Source organism: Streptomyces sp. NPDC058470, assembly GCF_042721055.1.
Taxonomy (GTDB): domain Bacteria; phylum Actinomycetota; class Actinomycetes; order Streptomycetales; family Streptomycetaceae; genus Streptomyces.
In genome coordinates, this window is record NZ_JBHXMF010000109.1 from 1 (window position 1) to 16690 (window position 16690).

Consider the following 16690-nt stretch of genomic DNA (forward strand, 5'->3'; position numbering starts at 1 on the left):
GACGCGGGCGTACGCGACGGGCATTTGGACGTACCGGCACGCCCCCTTCCGCCGTCGTTCGGCTGCGGGCCGTGGGGGCCCGGCAGCAACGCTCTTCGGCTCCGGCCCGGCGGTCCTTGATCTGTTCAGCCCCGGCCCGGCGGGAGCTCTTTGAGCCGATGCGGGGGTCTGGGGCGGTAGCCCCCAGGGAGCAAGGGATGGGTAGGGGCGGAGGGGGCGAAAAAATTCCTCTGGCTCTGGTGGCGTCGGCTAGGCGGTGATCAGGCGGGTGGGGGCGGTGCCTGTGAGGAGGGTGTGCAGGGCGGTGTCGAGGTCCGGGCCGAGGAACCAGTCTCCCGTGTGATCGAGGGCGTAGACGCGGCCCTCCGCGTCGATGGCGAGGAGGGCGCGGTTGTCGGACTCCTCGCCGAGGGGGCAGACCTCGGTGTCGAGGGCGCGGCCGAGGTCGCCGAGGGTGCGGGCCAGGTGGAGGCCGTGGAGCGGGTCGAAGTGGAGGGCGGCGGGGGCGTTCTGGCGGCCGGGTCCGGACGAGGTGACGTGGAGCCCGCCGAACTCCGCCCACGCCTCCACTGCCGCGGGGAACACCACATGCTGATGCCCGGCCGGCGACTCGTGCCCGCGCAGGGCGTCGGCCCAGTACTCGGCCTGTTTTATGTCCCAGCGCCCGGGCTGCCACCCGGCGGAGCGCAGCGCGGCGTCCACGGGGACGGGGAAGCGTGTGGTGGAGGTGCGGTCGGCGTGCATCTGCCCTTCAGTTCGTCGAGTGTCGGGGAGGCGGGTCGTACGACCCTGGTGGGGACGGAGACGGGCGTCATCACCGTTGGTACGTGCGCGGGGTGCGGGGAGTTCAGGCGTCGGGTGCCGTCGGGTCGACGATGTGTACGCCGAAGTGGTCGCTGAGGGCTGTGCAGGAGCGACAGGGCGCGGCGAAGCTGCCGTGCAGTGGGTCGCCGTCCTCGCGGATGTGGCGGGCGGTGAGCTTGGCCTGTTTGAGAGCCTTGCGGGCCTCGCCGTTGGTCAGTGGCTTGCGTGCGGCGCGCTTGCTGCGGGCGGCGTCGACGGAGGCGATGTGACGGGAGATCAGGATCGCCTCGGCGCAGCGGCCGGTGAAACGGTCGCGCTGCGCGTTGGCGAGGGTGTCGAGGAAGTCCTGGACCAGCGGGTGGAGGGCAGGTGGCTGGTCGCCGCGTGCGGCGGTGCCGGTGAGGGTCTCGCCGCGTACGGAGAGGGCGGCGGCGACGGTGGGGAGTATGCCGTCGCGGCGGTGCAGGAGGGTAGGGACGTGCGGTGTCTCGTCGCTGCTCCAGCCGACCCGCGGGTCCCCGGACGTGCCTGTATGAGTCGCATTCATGATCGTTTCCCTCCCGTGCATCCCCCGGTGCGGAGACAGACTGCCAAATGGCGTGGCGGGTGGGGAAGCTGGGGCACCGCGACACGCCCGGTCTTCGTCGCACCGTCACGGCGAGGTGACGGCAGGTCACGGAACCGGAGGCCCGGTGACCGGTGCCGTACAACCGCATAGGCTGTCGACATCCGCGATCCATACCGCTATTGACGACGCCGCAGGGGGCAACCGCCATGACGACAGGTCGGCTCGGGCAGCAAGCCGCGCCGCCGAACGCGGCATACGCCGGGCAGGTCGTACGTTTCCCGGACCCGGTCCGGGCTGCTCGCCACCCCAGAGGTGTGCGGGTCGACGAGTACGGCTATCCCGATTTCTCGGCGTACGCGCGTGCCGCCGCGGAGATTGCCGAGCCCCCTGAGGGTTTCGGCGTGGACGAGTTGCGGCTCACGGACTATGTCTCCGCGAACGCCGCACTCGCCGCCTCCGGACACGACCTGTGGGACACGATTCCCGCGGTGGCGACCCCGCACGGCTGGACCTGGCATCACGTGCCGGGCACTCGGCGGCTGGAACTCGTGCCCGTCGACGTGAAGGCGTTGCTGCGGCACCACGGGGGGCTGTCGACCGCGCTCGTGGACCATGACAAGCGGGGTACGCGGCCGTTGCAGGAGACGTGGCCGGCGCACTTCGGGTTGCCGAAGTCCTCGGTCGCGGTGACCGAGCAGCAGGTGCAGGGGGTCGAGGAGGACCTTGGCTACCGGCTGCCGGGTGCGTATCGGTCCTTCCTGAAGGCGGCCGGGGGCTGTGCGCCGGTGGGCGCCGCGCTGGACGCCGAGTTGGGCCTCCTGGTGGACCAGCCGTTCTTCACGGTGCGCGACGAGGCCTCGCTCAATGACCTCGTCTACATCAACAAGTGCCTGCGCGACCATCTGACCAAGGACTACCTGTGTGTCGGATTCGTGCAGGGCGGTCTGCTCGCCGTGAAGGTGAAGGGCGAGGGGGTCGGGTCGGTCTGGTTCTGCGCGTACGACGATGTCCGCGACCAGGACGCCTGGCCGCCGGCGGAGCGGGTGCAGCGGCTGCTGCTGCCCTGTGGCGATGACTTCGACCAGTTCCTGTCCCGGCTCGCGGGTAATCCGCCGGAGCTGGAGACGGTGGCGAACCTGATGGTGGACGGCGGTTTCGCGCGGGCCGTTCCCGTCGATGCGGTGGCGTCTGCGACTTCGGTGGGGGAGTGAGCGTTCGATGGTGACCTTCGCGCAGGCGCAGGAGCGCGCGGAAGAGTGGATCAACGGGGACGTGGTCGCGTATCAGCACCGTGAGGTGCGGGTACGGGAGTTCGAACTCGGGTTCGTGGTGTGGGCCGAGGACCGTGTGGACGGTCCGCGTTCCGACGGGGGCGCGCAGCGGCTCGTCATCGCCCGCGACAGCGGTGAGGCCACGTTGTGGCCCTCGCTGCCGGTGGGTGAGGTGATCCGCCGGTACGAGGAGCAGTACGGCGCGCAGGACGCGGCTCCGGAGACGGCGCCGGCCCCTGCGGCTCGCGTCGATCTGAACCAGACGTCCTTCTTGTTGAGTCCCCCTGAGTGGTTGCAGGAGGCCGCGGACAAGCTGGGGATTCCGGATCGGCGGACGGGGGCGCCGGGTGGGCCCTCGGGCGCGCCCTCCGACGGGGCCGGGTCTCGTGCGGCTGCGGCGGCGCACGGTGTGGGTGCGGGAGTGCACGGTGCGGCAGCGCACGGTGCGGCTGCCGGGGGCGGGGCGGGGGCGCCGAACGGGTCCTCGCCGGCGCCCGTTGACGCGCCGCCGGCCGATGCGCCTCCGGCGCACTACGCGCCGGGCGCGCCCCCCTCGGTTCCCGGTGGGGGCTCGGCGTGGCCCGCGGCCGGTGGCCGTCAGGACGCGGGGGCGCTCGGTTCGCCCGGTGCGCCCGTCGACGTGACCCCGTGGGCCGGGACCGACACCAACGCGGACGTCGGCGGCGACGACCGTTCCGTACCGCTGCCGGCGACTGTCTTCGCGCCGCCGCTGACCGACGTCGACGACGCCGGAACCCGGCCGCCGGATGCCAAGACCGCCCTGATGTCCGGGGGCAGCCAACTTCCGCGTACGGCGATGGCTCCGGCGGTCGACGACCCCCACCCGCCGCAGGGCCCGGGCGCTCCCCGGAGCACGACTCCGCCGGTCGCACCCTCGTACGGCTATCCGCCGGTTCCGGGCGGGCCGCAGGGGACGCCTCCTCCGGGTGCGCCCGCGTACGGGTTTCCGCAGGGGGCGGGTGGTGTTCCGGGGACGCCGCCGGTTCCGGGCGGGCCGCAGGGGACGCCTCCTCCGGGTGTGCCCGCGTATGGGTTTCCGCAGGGGTCGGGTGGTGTTCCGGGTGCGCCGCCGGTCGGTGGGCCGCCGGTTCCGGGTGCTCCTGGTACGCCGCCCGCGGCGCCTTCGCACCCCCTGCCTGCCAATGCCGGTGACATCGCCGACGCCGCGACCAGCAAGGCGCAGCCTCCGAGGGGTGCCCGGGGTGCGGCGAGTGCTCCGCCTCCGCCGAGTGCGCCGGGAGTGCCGGGCGCGCGGCCGGGGAACGTGCCTCCGCCGTCCGGGCCCGGTGCGCCGGGCGCGCCCGCGGGCGGGTATGTGCCGACTCAGCTTGTGTCGCAGCTCGGTCCGAACGGGCCCGAGGGACCTGCGGGGCCTGGAGGGCTTGCGGGACCTGGAGGGTCTGCGGGAGCTGCGGGGGCGGGTGCGCCCGGTGCTCCCGGGGGGCCGAATGCTCCGGGTGGTGGTCTCCATCACGCCGCGACGATGTTGTCGGGTCCGCCCGTCGGGGGGCCCGGCGCGCCTCAGCCGCCGGGTGTTCCGAAGCCTCCGGGCGCGCCCGGTGTGCCCAGTGCTCCTGGTGCCCCTGGGGCACCGAACCTTCCCGGTGGTACGCCTCCCGGCGCTGTTCATCACGCCGCGACCATGCTTTCGGGTCCGCCGGTCGGGGGGCCTGGCGCACCGCCGCCCCCGCACGCCCCCGGCATGCCCCCGGGCGCGCCCCAGCCGCTGCCCGGTCAGCAGCCGATGGCCGGGCAGCCTCTGCCGGGTCAGCCGGGGAACTCCGGTCAGCAGCCGCCGGCGTACGGCTATCCGCAGACGGGGCAGCCGACCGTCGGGCCCGGGTATCAGGCCGTACTGCGCTATCGCGCGCAGGACGGTTCCGAGCAGCAGCTGATCCGGCGTTCGGCGCCGGGTACGCCGCATCCGGAGTGGCAGATGCTGCATGAGCTGCGGGCGATGAACGTGCCGCCGCAGCAGGTGCTTGAGCTGCATACGGAGTTGGAGTCCTGTGAGCTTCCGGGCGCGTACTGCGCGCGGATGATCAGGGAGACCTGGCCGCAGGCGCGGATCACGAGCATCGCCCCGTACGGCACGGATCACGCGAGCCGTCAGCAGGGAATGGGGCAACTGCTCGCGCATCAGGGGGAGTTGCACCAGGTGGCGGACGGGCCGGCGCGGCCCGCTCCGGTGCGGGCGCCGATTCCGCCGGTGCAGCCCGCGCCGCCGATTCCGCCGGAGGCGATCGGGCAGGAGCTGGCCGCGGCGTTCGGACCGGGGGTGTTCCGGTTCGACCAGGTGGCGGTGTCGCGGCAGGGTGTGCCGGACATCGTGGCGCACACGCTCGTGGTGGCCGGGCTTCCGGTCGACATGGGGCCGTTCTTCTGGGCGCAGGCCCAGCCGGGCCGGCCGGTGCCGACGCTGGCGGAGCTGGCGATGGAGCGCGGGGTGCAGCCGGCCTCGGACGCGGGCTCGTACCTCGTGATGGGCAGTGACTTCGGCAAGGCGATCTGTGTCCAGTACGGCACGGCGAACATCGTGGCCGTGCCGGTCGAGGCAGGTCCGGGCGGTGCTACGGTGCCGCCGCAGTTCGTGAACACGGGGCTGCCCGAGTTCGCGCGCTGCCTGGCCCTGCTCGGCCGGATGTGGCGGCTGCGCTTCGGGCTGAACCAGGAGCAGGCGGGCCGCTGGACCGTCGACTTCCAGGCCCAGCTCGCCTCCCTCGACCCGGCGGCCCTCGGGTCGCCGGAGAGCTGGTGGTCGGTGCTGCTGGAACAGATGTGGGACGGGCTGCTGTAGGCCCGCTGAGGTACGTACGAATGAGGCGCTCGACCTGCGCGACGGGTCGGGCGCCTCGATCATGCGGTCATGAGTACGTGGCCCGAACGGCGAGAGCGCAGGCGTGGGAGCAACCGAGGGCGTCGGTGGCCCAAGCGGGTGGCGCTGACTCTGCTGACCCTTGTGCTGTGCGTCGTCGCGTACGCCATCGGCCTGTATTTCTGGGGGGATTCGCGGCTGCGGCACACCGACGCGTTCGACACGTACGCGGACCGGCCGAGGGCGGACCCCGGTGCGGACTGGCTGCTGATCGGGTCCGACAGCCGTTCCGAGCTGACCCCCGAACAGCGCAAGGAACTGCACGTCGGCAATGACGACGTGCTCAACACCGACACGATCATGCTGCTGCACTACGGGAAGAGCGGACCGTATCTGGTGTCGCTCCCCAGGGACTCGTACGTCGACATCCCGGGGCACGGGCAGAACAAGATCAACGCGGCGTACGCGCTCGGCGGCGCCAAACTCCTCACCCGCACCGTCGAACAGGCCACCGGGCTGAACCTCGACCACTACGCCGAGGTGAACTTCCTCGGGTTCGTCGACGTGGTCGACTCGCTCGACGGCGTCACGATCTGTGTGGCGAAGGGCGGTCTGCACGACGCGAAGTCGGGGGCCGACTTCGACGCCGGGTGCCAGCGGATGAACGGGACGCAGGCACTGGCGTACGTCCGTGCGCGGTACTCCGATCCGCTGGGTGACCTGGGACGGGTGAAGCGGCAGCGGCAGTTGGTGAGTGCGGTCGCGGACAAGGCGTTGAGCCCCGCCGTGGTGGTGCCGCCGTGGCGGTTGATTCCCTGGCTGGGGGCTTCCTTCGACGCGCTCACGGTGGACGACGGGACCGGGGTGCGGGATCTGGCGCAGATGGGGCTGCGGATGAAGGACCTGGCGGACGGCGAGGGGGTCACGACGACCGTTCCGGTGGGGGAGGAGACCTCCGTCGACGGGGTCGGTGATGTCGTCGAGTGGGACTCCGCGAAGGCCGAACAGCTTTTCGCCGCACTCCGCGACGACACCCCGATTCCGGCTTCTGACCTCAAATGACGCACCCTTGACCGGATGGATGGGCGGAGTGTCGCGTTATGAACACTTCCGTGTGATCCATCAAGATGTGCGCGAAATCGTTCGTCATAAGTCGTTCGTCATTTCGTGTGTGTCCGGCGGAGAGGGGTTCAAGGATGAGCAGCGCATCGGAGGCGCCGCACGGTTTCATGGCGGTACGGGGGCGTGGTTACCGTCCCGAGCAGGTCGACGCGTACGCCGCGGGGCTCTCCCGGGCCCGGGACGCCGCGTGGGAACGGGCGGCCCGGCTGACCGTGCTGGCCAAGGAGATGGACGCGGAGGCGGAGCGGCTGCGGGAGGTCGTGGCCCGGCTCGTCCCGCAGACGTACGAAACGCTCGGCGAGGGCGCCAGGCGGATCTTCGAGCTGGGTGAGGAGGAGGCCGCGGCCGTACGGGACACCGCGCGCCGGGACGCCCAGCGGATCGTCGACGAGGCCGAGGCGGCGGGGCGGCAGCTGCGGGAGGCCGCGGCGGCATACGCCGACGAGGTGCGCGGCGAGGCCGAGGAACGCGTCCGGCAGCGGCTCCTCGCCGCCCGTGCCGAGGCGGACGAGATGCGGATCTCCGCCCGGCGCGACATCAAGGAGAACCGCGGTGAGGCGCTGGCCGCGCTCCGGGAGGTGCGGCAGCGGACGGAGGGGCTGCTCGCCGAGCAGGAGAAGGAGCACGCCGAACGCTGGGAGGAGGCCGAGCGGGCCGCCGCCGACCGGGAGGCCGCGCTCGACGCGCACCACGTGGAGCGGGTCGCGCGCGCCGAGGCCGCGTTGTCCGAGGCCAAGCGGGCCTTTGCCGAGGCCGAGGAGTCGGCGCGGCACGGGCAGGAGGACGCGGGGGCGCGGGCCGCCGAGGTGCTGGCGGAGGCGCGGGTGCGGGAGGATCGGATCGCTCGGGAGACCGAGCGGGTGCTGCGGGAACATGGGGAGCAGTGGGATGACGTACGGGCCCATATGGACCACGTACGGACGAGTCTTACCGCGCTGACGGGGCGGGCCCCGGCGGAGTAGCTGCGCCTTGCTTTCGCGGGGGTTTTCCCGCCGCTCCGCGGCGGGTTGCTGCCCGGGTCCTGCCCGCCGGGCGTGCCCTGCTTCGCCGCTCCGCGGCGGGTTGCCCCCCACCCGCCCGACTCGGTCTGCCGAAGGGCTCGGCCCTGCCCGCTCCGCGGGCCCATCTTCGCCGCTCCGCGGCGTGTTTCCCGCCCACCCGCCTGTCTCGGTCTGTTGGGGGGTGGGCCTCTCAATGGTTCTCCCTCCGCACCGCCCCCGCCAGAATCCACCCCTCCACCGCGTCGTACTGCCTCCGCTGCTCCTGTGCCTTCCTCCTTCCGGAGGCCACCGTGCCCAGCCACCCGTAGGCGAACCCCAGCGGGATCGACACGAGTCCGGTCGTGGTGAACGGGAACCAGTTGAAGTCGGCGTCGGGGAAGGCGGAGGTGGGGGTGCCGGAGACGAGGTTGGTGCCGGGGATGAGGAGGAGGACGGTGAGGGTGCCGCCGATGAGGGTGGCGAGGAGGCCGGTTCGGGTGTAGCGGCGCCAGAAGAGGGTGCAGATCAGGGCGGGTGCGAGGGCGGAGGCGCCCAGGCAGAAGGAGAGGGTGATCAGGGGCTGGAGGCTGCGGTGTTGGACGAAGGTGGCGAGGAGGACGGCGAAGGCGCCGACCGCCAGGGCGGACACCCGGGCCAGGAGCATCTCGCGGCGCGGCGAGAGCTCGTCGGAGTGGCGGCGGTTCCCTCGGAAGAGCCGCGCGTGCGCGAACAGGTCGTGGGCGAGGGAGTTGGCGCAGGCCAGGATCATTCCGGCGACCGAGGCGAGCAGGGTCAGGAAGATCGCCGTGGTGACGGTGGTGAAGAGCAGGGTCTCGGCCGTGGAGACGTCCGTGCCGAATGCCGCCCGTGAGCCCAGCAGGTATGCCGTGTTGCCCTGCGGGTCGGCTGCGGCGATCGACGCGCGGCCGATCAGGGCCGTGGCGCCGAAGCCGATGACCGTCATGACGAGGACGAACAGCGCCACGCACGGCACCGCCCAGGACATCGAGCGGCGTATCTGCGGGGCGCTCCTCGCCGTGTACATACGCATGGTGACGTGCGGCAGACATGCGCCGCCGAGGACCACGGTCAGCTCTGAACTGATCATGTCCAGGCGGGGGTTGGGCCCCTGCGAGAACTGCAGCCCCGACTGCAGGAACGCCGGCCCCACGCCGCTGCCCTGCGCCGCCGAGTCCAGCAGCGTGCCCGGATTCCAGTCGAACCGGTTCAGGATGAGTGCGGCGACGACGACACCCGAACCGAGCAGCATCACGATCTTCATGATCTGGATGAGTGCGGTGCCCTTCATGCCGCCGACGGCCGCGTAGCTGATCATCAGCATGCCAAGTCCGATGACGCAGCCTGTTTTGAGCGAGTCGCCGGAGAATCCGAGGATGAAGGCCAACAGGTCGCCGGACCCTGCCAGTTGGACCAGCATCAGCGGCAGCAGCGCGATGATCGTCGTGGCGCACGCGGTGATGCGCACCGCGCGCCCCGGCATCCGCCGTGCGAGCGCGTCCCCCATGGTGAACCGGCCGGCGTTGCGCAGCGGTTCGGCCAGCAGGAACATCAGCAGCACGAGGGAGAGGCAGACGCTCAACGCCAGTACGACCCCGTCGTACCCGGCGAGCGCGATGACGCCGCTCGCGCTCAGTACCGTCGCCGCCGAGATGTAATCCCCGGCGATGGCAAGGCCGTTGCGCATCGGCGACAGCGACCGGTACCCCGTGTAGAACTCGTCCAGGTCGTCGCGGTCCGGTCCGGTCAGCACGCACAGGAGCAGCGTGATCGTCGCCACCGTCGTGAACGCCACCAGCGACATCGCCTGCGCCGAACTGCTGAATCCGGTCATCGTGCGGCCTCCCGCCTGGCGTCCAGCTCGGTCTGTCTGCGGATCCGGTCCGCGAGCGGGTCGACACTCCGGCGCGCCGTGTACTCGTACAGCCCGATCGCCAGGCAGGTCACGGGTAGTTGGAGCAGGCCGAGCAGCAGGCCCGTCGACAGGCCGCCGGACACCTTGCTGGTCATCAGGCCGGGCGCGTACGCGGACAGCAGGAGGAAGAGGACGAAGTAGCCGAGCGCCGTGAGCGTCGCCACACGCCGCTGTCTGCGGTACGCGGTCCGCAGCACGCGCATGTCGCTGTGCCGGCCCAGCGCGTGGTGGCGCGGCAGTCGCCGTCTCGCGGGTTCGGGGGGTGGTGGCTGCCAGGGGTAAGTGAGGTGGGACTGGGAGGGCGGGGAGGTGGGGTGGATGGGGGGATTGCGCGGCTGTTGGTAGGGGTGCTGATGCGGGTACTGGTGTGGTCGTTGGGGCTCCGGGGGCGGGTGCGGGGACGAGTACGGGTCGGACATCCCGTTTCTCCTTGCGTGGCTCGGGTCCGGTGCGGACCGCAGGGAGCCGGGGGTGCGGGCGACGCACGCTACTCGTACGTAGTCAGGATGTGTGGGGATTTCGGTGAACCGCGTGGTCGGTCGGTGTGCGCTCGCGTATGTCGCCCCACCGGCGTCCGAGGCGCAGGCCCTTCACCTGGGCTGGACCGGCGACACCGGCGGCGGCACCTCGTCGTCGAGCGCCGCCGCGAACTCCAGGCGGTGGTCGGCCCGGTGAGTGATCCGGCGCCGCCCGCCGCGAGCGTGAACTTCACCGTCGTACGGCCCCGGGGCGGGACCACGACCTGCGCGGGATCGGCCGCCCGTGCCGACCAACTCCCGGCGGGACGGGCGGAATCCCGGTGGGGGCTCGAACGCATCCGGCGTCTTGGGCGTCTCAGTACCGAGCCGACGTGGATGTGGATGTGGATGTGGATGTGGATGTGGGTGGGGATGGGAATGGGAATCGTGGGAGGGAGGGGCGGCCACGTGAAGAAGCTCGGTGATGCCAAGGGCGCGACGGGGGCCGCCGTGGCGGGGGCGTTGGCACTCGTCCTGCTTCAGGGGTCCAGCGCGGACGCCGGCGACGACGGGAGCGCGTCGGACGCCTCCCCCACCGTGTGTGTCGGGACGCGGCCGGTGGGCAGTCTCCCCGGGCCGGGGCCCGGGGTCGGGCCGCCGGACGACACCCCGCTGTTCCGGGTGCTGGCGTACGTCGACCGGCTGGGCAAGGCGCGTTACTCCGACGTCTTCACCGGTCTCACCGTCGACACGGACGACCGGGCCGCGGATGTCTACCGCATCCCGTCCGAGGAGTTCGACTCGGACATCTGCGGCGCCGCCGAAAAGGGTGTGACGCTGCGGCTGTACGACACGGAGGCCACCGAGGTGGAGCTGGAGGCCCTGGTCGGCGAGATCGGCAGGGACACGCACCGCTGGGACGGCACCTTCTCGCTGCGCGAAGTCGCCGCGGACGAGGCGGGTTTCGTCCTCGTGGGCGTCGACGACCCCGCGAAGGCCGGGCCCATCCTCAGGGAGGCGTACGGGGAGTTCGGGAAGAAGTTCATCAAGGTGCGCCACGTGGAGCAGGCGACGGATCTGTGACCTCCGTGCCCTCGGTGTCCTGCGTTCCCTCGTCGTGCGTCAGTACCGGGAAGCGTCTCGGTGCCACGAACAGCAGGACCAGGAAGGCGAGTCCGGCAGCGATCGCCGCGCCGAGGTAGACGGCGTGGACCGCTTCGGCGACCGCGTGGCGCACCTGTTCGCCGGGCGCGCCCGAGTCCAGGGTGCGGGTCACCGAGTCAAGATCGCCCGCTCCGCCGAGCCGCGTGGCGAGCACCCCGTTGGCGATGGCGCCGAACAGCGCGGCGCCCACGGTCTGGCCGGTCTGGCGGCAGAAGAGGACGGACGCCGTGGCGGTGCCGCGTTCGGCCCAGCCGACGCTCGACTGGACGCCGACGAGCAGGGGGAGTTGGAAGAGGCCCAGCGCACCGCCGAGCAGCAGCATGAGGAGAGTCGGCTGCCAGGGTTCGCCCGGGTAGGGCAGGAAGGGGAAGGCCAACAGGATGACGGTCGCCGTGCCGATGCCGATCATCGCGGTGTTGCGGAAGCCGATGCGGCGGTAGACGTGCTGGCTGAGCGCCGCCGACAGCGACCAGCTCAACGTCCATACGGAGAACACGAATCCGGCGGCGATCGGGGCCAGGCCCAGGACCGCCTGGGCGTAGGTGGGCAGGAACACGGTCGGGGCGATCATGAGCAGCCCCAGCGCGCCGCACGCCAGGTTCACCGCGGCGATGGTGCGCCGCCGCCACACCCAGCCGGGGATGATCGGTTCGGCGGCCCGTCGCTCGACGGCCACGACGACCGCGACCAGTACAAGTCCCGTACCGAACAGGGCGATCGACGGTGCCGACAGCCAGTCCCAGGCGACCCCGCCCTGCACCAGCGCGGTCAGCAGGACGCCGCCGCAGGCGAAGACGGCGAGGGCGCCGGCCCAGTCGATGCGGGGCTTGGAGGCCGGTTCGCGTCGGGGCTCGTGCAGGTGGCGGACGATCAGCCACAGGGCGAGCACGCCGATCGGCAGGTTGATGAGGAAGATCCACCGCCAGTCGGCGTACGCCGCGAGGACGCCGCCGAGCGCGGGGCCCCCGATCGCCGAAGTCGCCCACACCGTGGACAGTTTGGCCTGGATCTTGGGGCGTTCCTTGAGCGGGTAGAGGTCGGCGGCGAGTGTCTGCACCGTGCCCTGGAGGGCGCCGCCGCCCAGGCCCTGGATGATGCGGAAGGCGATGAGCGCGGCCATGCTCCAGGCGGTGGCGCAGAGCAGTGAGCCGACGAGGAAGAGGACGGAGCCCGCGACCAGCACCGGCTTGCGGCCGAAGGCGTCGGAGAGCTTGCCGTAGACGGGCAGCGTGACGGTCACGGCCAGCAGGTAGCCCGAGAACAGCCAGGAGAAGACCGAGAAACCGCCCAGGTCGCCGACGATCTGCGGGACGGCCGTCGACACGATGGTGGCGTCGAGTGCGGCCAGCGCCATCGAGAGCATGAGGGCGGCGACGACGGCGCCGCGTTTCCCGGTGCCGCTGCCGGGCTTCTCGGCGGCGTCGCGTATCGCAGGTCGGGTACGGCCCACTGGATTCCTTCCCCCTGCATCTATCTGCCGGGGACACTCTGCCATTTGACCCTCACGTCGCGGCAGGGTGGACGCTGGGTCGGGTCAGAGGGTGGAGGCGACCCTGAGGCGTACTCCACCGGAGGGTGGACTGCCCCTAGGGGTCTCTCCTTATCAAGGCTCGGGGCGAGCTCGTACCGGCGGAGGACGAGACGGGGCGGGGTGCTTCCTTAACCTGGCTTTATGCCGCCGGGAGCAGTGCACCAGCACCGCTGAGGGCGGCGGACCGCACCTTGGGGGGTGGGGTTTTCCCCAGCACAAGACGGGTCCGGGCACCAGCGCGCCGGACCCCCTCCGGCCAGCAGACTCATCCACGTAAGCAGTCCACGCGAATCATCCACGTAAGCAGTCCACGCGAATCATCCGCGTAACCAGTTCACGTGACTCATCCACGCACCACCTCAGCGGCTTTTCCGCTGACCGACTTAGGAGACTTACCGTGACTTCGGCTGTAACCATTCCCAGGCACGGGGGCACTGGAGGGCGTACGGCCGTTGCCGCGCGAGCGCGGCAGGTCGTGAAGGCGTACGGGTCCGGTGAGACCCGCGTCGTCGCCCTCGACCACGTCGATGTGGACATCGCGCGGGGCCAGTTCACCGCGATCATGGGCCCCTCGGGGTCCGGCAAGTCCACGCTGATGCACTGCCTCGCCGGGCTCGACACCGTGTCGAGCGGGCAGATCTACCTCGACGAGACCCAGATCACCGGGCTCAAGGACAAGAAGCTCACGCAGCTGCGCCGGGACCGGATCGGCTTCATCTTCCAGGCGTACAACCTGCTGCCGACGCTGAACGCGCTCGAGAACATCACGCTGCCCATGGACATCGCGGGCCGCAAGCCCGACAAGGGCTGGCTGGCCCAGGTCGTCGAGACCGTCGGGCTCGCCGACCGCCTCAAGCACCGGCCGACCCAACTCTCCGGCGGACAGCAGCAACGCGTCGCCGTGGCACGGGCGTTGGCCGCCCGGCCTGAGATCATCTTCGGTGACGAGCCGACCGGAAACCTGGACTCCCGTGCGGGAGCCGAGGTGCTGGGCTTCCTGCGGCGCTCCGTGGACGAGCTCGGCCAGACCATCGTGATCGTCACGCACGACCCGGTGGCGGCCTCGTACTCGGACCGCGTGCTGTATCTGGCGGACGGCCGGATCGTCGACGAGATGCACCAGCCGACGGCCGATCAGGTCCTGGACCGTATGAAGGACTTCGACGCCCGGGGGCGTACGTCATGACTGTCATGAAGACCTCCAGGCGCAACTTCTTCGCGCACAAGGGGCGGATGGCCCTGTCGGCCGTGGCGGTCATGCTGTCGGTGGCGTTCGTCTGCGGCACGCTCGTCTTCACCGACACGATGAACACGACGTTCGACAAGCTGTTCGCGGCCACCGCCTCCGATGTGACGGTCAGCGCCAAGGACGCCTCGGACACCGGCGAGACCCAGTCCGACAACGGCAGGCCGCCGGTCATACCCGCCGCCGTGCTCGGCGAGGTGCAGAAGGCCGGCGGTGTGAAGTCGGCCGAGGGCACCGTCTTCTCGACCTCGGTGACCGTCGTCGACGCCGACAAGGACAGCCTGTCGCCCTCCAGCGGCGCACCGACCATCGTCGGCAGCTGGAACAGCAATGACGCCCGCACCATGAAGATCACCTCCGGTGCGGCGCCCAGGACCGCGGACCAGGTCATGGTCGACGCCGACACCGCCGACAAGCACCACCTGAAGCTGGGTGACGAGATCGGTGTCATCAGCGCGGTCGGCACCCACCTCGCCAAGATCTCCGGGATCGCCGACTTCACCGTCACCAACCCGGGTGCCGCGATCTTCTACCTGGACACGAAGACCGCCCAGCAGACCCTGGTCGGACAGTCCGGTGTCTACACGAACGTCAACGTCACCGCCGCCTCCGGCGTCACCGACGCACAACTCAAGCGGAACGTCGTGGCCGAACTCGGCGGCGGCTACCAGGTGCAGACCGCCAAGGAGGTCTCCGACGCCAACTCCAAGGACATCGGCGGCTTCCTGAACGTGATGAAGTACGCGCTGCTCGGCTTCGCCGGCATCGCCTTCCTCGTCGGCATCTTCCTGATCATCAACACCTTCTCGATGCTGGTCGCCCAGCGCACCCGCGAGATCGGCCTGATGCGCGCCATCGGCTCCTCGCGCGCGCAGGTCAACCTCTCGGTGCTCGTCGAGGCGCTGCTGCTCGGCTTCTTCGGCTCGGTGCTCGGGGTGGGCGCGGGCGTCGGCATCGCCGTCGGGCTGATGAAGCTCATGGGCTCCATGGGCATGCACCTGTCGACGTCCGACCTGACCGTCGCCTGGACGACCCCGGTGATCGGGCTGGTGCTCGGCGTGCTGGTCACGGTGTTCGCGGCGTACGTACCCGCCCGGCGCGCCGGCAAGGTCTCGCCGATGGCCGCGCTGCGCGACGCCGGTACGCCGGCCGACGGCAAGGCAGGCCTCGTACGCGGTCTGATCGGCCTGGTCCTCACCGGCGCCGGAGTCGCCTCGCTCTACGCGGCGGCGACGGCCGAGAAAGCGAGCTCCGGTTCGCTCGCCCTGGGCGCAGGTGTCGTGCTGACCCTCATCGGGTTCGTCATCATCGGCCCGCTGCTCGCCGGCGTGGTGGTCCGGGCGCTCAGCGTGGTGGTCCTGCGGGCCTTCGGCCCGGTCGGGCAGATGGCCGAGCGCAACGCGCTGCGCAACCCGCGCCGCACCGGCGCCACCGGAGCGGCCCTGATGATCGGCCTCGCGCTGGTCGCCTGCCTCTCCGTGGTCGGCTCCTCGATGGTGGCCTCCGCCACCGACCAGCTCGACAAGACGGTGGGCACGGACTTCATCATCCAGTCCGACAGCGGCCAGCTGATCACCCCGCAGGCGGTGCAGGCCGTGAAGTCGACCGAGGGGCTCGAGCGGGTCTCCGAGTACAAGTGGACCGAGGGTGACTTCACCACCCCCGACGGCGAGACCCTCAAGGACACGGCGATCACCGCGGCCGATCCGACCTACGCCCAGGACCTGGTCACCAAGACGGTCGCCGGCAATCTCGCCGACGCCTACAAGCCCGGCTCGATGTCCGTCCACGAGACGTTCGCCAAGGACCACGGCATCACCCTCGGGTCCAAGATCGGCGTCGCCTTCAAGGACGGCTCCGAGGCCCAGCTGACGGTACGCGCGATCACCAGCAGCGACGTCGTCATCGACGCGGGTGCGATGTACACGTCGATCGACACCCTCGCCAAGTACGTACCGGCCGACAAGATGCCGCTGGACGAGATGGTCTTCGCCTCGGCGAAGGACGGCCAGGAGGCAGCCGCCTACAAGTCGCTGAAGTCGGCGCTGCACGACTATCCGCAGTACACGGTCCGCGACCAGACCGACTACAAGGAAGCGCTGAAGGACCAGATCGGCCAGCTCCTCAAAATGATCTACGGCCTGCTGGCCCTGGCGATCATCGTCGCGGTCCTGGGCGTCGTGAACACCCTGGCCCTGTCGGTGGTGGAGCGGACACGCGAGATCGGCCTCCTGCGGGCCGTCGGCCTCTCCCGCCGTCAGCTGCGCCGCATGATCCGTCTGGAGTCGGTCGTCATCGCCCTCTTCGGTGCCCTGCTGGGGCTCGGGCTGGGCATGGGCTGGGGGGCTACGGCCCAGAAGCTGCTGGCCCTGGAGGGCCTGAAGGTTCTGGAGATCCCCTGGCCGACGATCATCGCCGTCTTCATCGGCTCCGCGTTCGTGGGTCTGTTCGCCGCGCTGATCCCGGCGTTCCGGGCGGGGCGGATGAATGTGCTGAACGCGATCGCCACGGACTGATCGCCACGGACTGATCGCCGCTGGCTGATCGCCGCCGACCGATCGCGGTCGGCTGAGCGGCCAACCCAATAGCCACCGTGTACGGGGGTCGCGGGGGAGCGGGCCCGGTGGCCGGAGGGGATGCCCTTCGGCCACCGGGCCCGAGTCATGTACGTCGGTTGGGGCGGGGGCGGATTTTTCGCCCCCGCCGCCCCTGCCCATTCCCGTCCGTTGGGGGGTCGGCCCCCAAAACCCCGCTCCGCTAAAGCCGGTGGGGGGGTG

General features: G+C 71.0%; 13 protein-coding genes. 8 read left to right on the forward strand and 5 right to left on the reverse strand.

Annotated elements, in window-relative coordinates; translation table 11 throughout:
* Positions 1-249 precede the first annotated feature (249 nt).
* Positions 250-744, reverse strand: a complete 495-nt coding sequence (locus ACFWP7_RS41570; protein ID WP_384393504.1) for an SUKH-3 domain-containing protein — start codon at positions 742-744, stop codon at positions 250-252.
* Positions 745-847: 103 nt separating this feature from the next.
* Positions 848-1351 (reverse strand): YwqJ-related putative deaminase, encoded by a 504-nt coding sequence (locus tag ACFWP7_RS41575; protein ID WP_384393507.1) that lies wholly within the window; start codon positions 1349-1351, stop codon positions 848-850.
* A gap of 227 nt (positions 1352-1578) precedes the next feature.
* On the opposite strand from ACFWP7_RS41575, the gene ACFWP7_RS41580 reads away from it, so the two are divergent.
* The 4 genes from ACFWP7_RS41580 to ACFWP7_RS41595 all read left to right on the forward strand — a co-directional run bounded on the left by ACFWP7_RS41580 (position 1579) and on the right by ACFWP7_RS41595 (position 7563).
* A complete protein-coding gene (locus ACFWP7_RS41580) occupies positions 1579-2583 on the forward strand; it encodes an SMI1/KNR4 family protein (protein ID WP_384393510.1) in 1005 nt (334 codons plus the stop codon).
* A 7-nt stretch (positions 2584-2590) separates the two neighbouring features.
* Positions 2591-5461, forward strand: coding sequence for an SUKH-4 family immunity protein (locus tag ACFWP7_RS41585; protein ID WP_384393513.1), 2871 nt, complete (start codon positions 2591-2593; stop codon positions 5459-5461).
* 69 nt (positions 5462-5530) lie between these two features.
* Positions 5531-6541, forward strand: coding sequence for an LCP family protein (locus tag ACFWP7_RS41590; RefSeq protein WP_384393516.1), 1011 nt, complete (start codon positions 5531-5533; stop codon positions 6539-6541).
* Between the two features lie 134 nt (positions 6542-6675).
* The gene (locus ACFWP7_RS41595) at positions 6676-7563 is read left to right on the forward strand and encodes a cellulose-binding protein (RefSeq protein ID WP_384393519.1); all 888 of its coding nucleotides are present in this window, start codon (positions 6676-6678) and stop codon (positions 7561-7563) included.
* A 229-nt stretch (positions 7564-7792) separates the two neighbouring features.
* Here ACFWP7_RS41595 and ACFWP7_RS41600 read toward each other — a convergent pair whose 3' ends face one another.
* A complete protein-coding gene (locus ACFWP7_RS41600; RefSeq protein WP_384393522.1) occupies positions 7793-9433 on the reverse strand; it encodes a cation acetate symporter in 1641 nt (546 codons plus the stop codon).
* The gene (locus tag ACFWP7_RS41605; RefSeq protein ID WP_384393525.1) at positions 9430-9933 is read right to left on the reverse strand and encodes a DUF485 domain-containing protein; all 504 of its coding nucleotides are present in this window, start codon (positions 9931-9933) and stop codon (positions 9430-9432) included. The genes ACFWP7_RS41600 and ACFWP7_RS41605 overlap by 4 nt, the downstream gene beginning before the upstream one ends.
* 112 nt (positions 9934-10045) lie before the next feature.
* On the opposite strand from ACFWP7_RS41605, the gene ACFWP7_RS41610 reads away from it, so the two are divergent.
* Entirely contained in the window at positions 10046-10189 is a 144-nt protein-coding gene (locus ACFWP7_RS41610; RefSeq protein WP_384393528.1) for a hypothetical protein, read from the forward strand.
* A gap of 251 nt (positions 10190-10440) precedes the next feature.
* Positions 10441-11055 carry a hypothetical protein gene (locus tag ACFWP7_RS41615; protein ID WP_384393531.1) on the forward strand — a complete coding sequence of 205 codons (615 nt, stop codon included), beginning with the start codon at positions 10441-10443 and terminating at the stop codon, positions 11053-11055.
* Here ACFWP7_RS41615 and ACFWP7_RS41620 read toward each other — a convergent pair.
* Complete coding sequence (locus ACFWP7_RS41620) at positions 11018-12586, reverse strand: MFS transporter (RefSeq protein WP_384393534.1); 1569 nt, start codon at positions 12584-12586, stop codon at positions 11018-11020. The genes ACFWP7_RS41615 and ACFWP7_RS41620 overlap by 38 nt on opposite strands.
* A gap of 478 nt (positions 12587-13064) precedes the next feature.
* On the opposite strand from ACFWP7_RS41620, the gene ACFWP7_RS41625 reads away from it, so the two are divergent.
* The gene (locus tag ACFWP7_RS41625) at positions 13065-13853 is read left to right on the forward strand and encodes an ABC transporter ATP-binding protein (RefSeq protein WP_384393537.1); all 789 of its coding nucleotides are present in this window, start codon (positions 13065-13067) and stop codon (positions 13851-13853) included.
* Positions 13850-16429: an ABC transporter permease gene (locus ACFWP7_RS41630; protein ID WP_384393540.1), complete on the forward strand. Its 2580-nt coding sequence runs from the start codon at positions 13850-13852 to the stop codon at positions 16427-16429. Before ACFWP7_RS41625 ends, ACFWP7_RS41630 begins: the two co-directional genes overlap by 4 nt.
* Positions 16430-16690 lie beyond the last annotated feature (261 nt).

What these genes read in the sequence shown, in the direction of transcription:
- ACFWP7_RS41630 (WP_384393540.1), top strand. Translation starts at nt 13,850, where the DNA reads ATGACTGTCATGAAGACCTCCAGGCGCAACTTCTTCGCGCACAAGGGG.
- ACFWP7_RS41580 (WP_384393510.1), top strand. Translation starts at nt 1,579, where the DNA reads ATGACGACAGGTCGGCTCGGGCAGCAAGCCGCGCCGCCGAACGCGGCA.
- ACFWP7_RS41600 (WP_384393522.1), bottom strand. Translation starts at nt 9,433, where the DNA reads ATGACCGGATTCAGCAGTTCGGCGCAGGCGATGTCGCTGGTGGCGTTC.
- ACFWP7_RS41605 (WP_384393525.1), bottom strand. Translation starts at nt 9,933, where the DNA reads ATGTCCGACCCGTACTCGTCCCCGCACCCGCCCCCGGAGCCCCAACGA.
- ACFWP7_RS41575 (WP_384393507.1), bottom strand. Translation starts at nt 1,351, where the DNA reads ATGAATGCGACTCATACAGGCACGTCCGGGGACCCGCGGGTCGGCTGG.
- ACFWP7_RS41590 (WP_384393516.1), top strand. Translation starts at nt 5,531, where the DNA reads ATGAGTACGTGGCCCGAACGGCGAGAGCGCAGGCGTGGGAGCAACCGA.
- ACFWP7_RS41570 (WP_384393504.1), bottom strand. Translation starts at nt 744, where the DNA reads ATGCACGCCGACCGCACCTCCACCACACGCTTCCCCGTCCCCGTGGAC.
- ACFWP7_RS41585 (WP_384393513.1), top strand. Translation starts at nt 2,591, where the DNA reads ATGGTGACCTTCGCGCAGGCGCAGGAGCGCGCGGAAGAGTGGATCAAC.
- ACFWP7_RS41595 (WP_384393519.1), top strand. Translation starts at nt 6,676, where the DNA reads ATGAGCAGCGCATCGGAGGCGCCGCACGGTTTCATGGCGGTACGGGGG.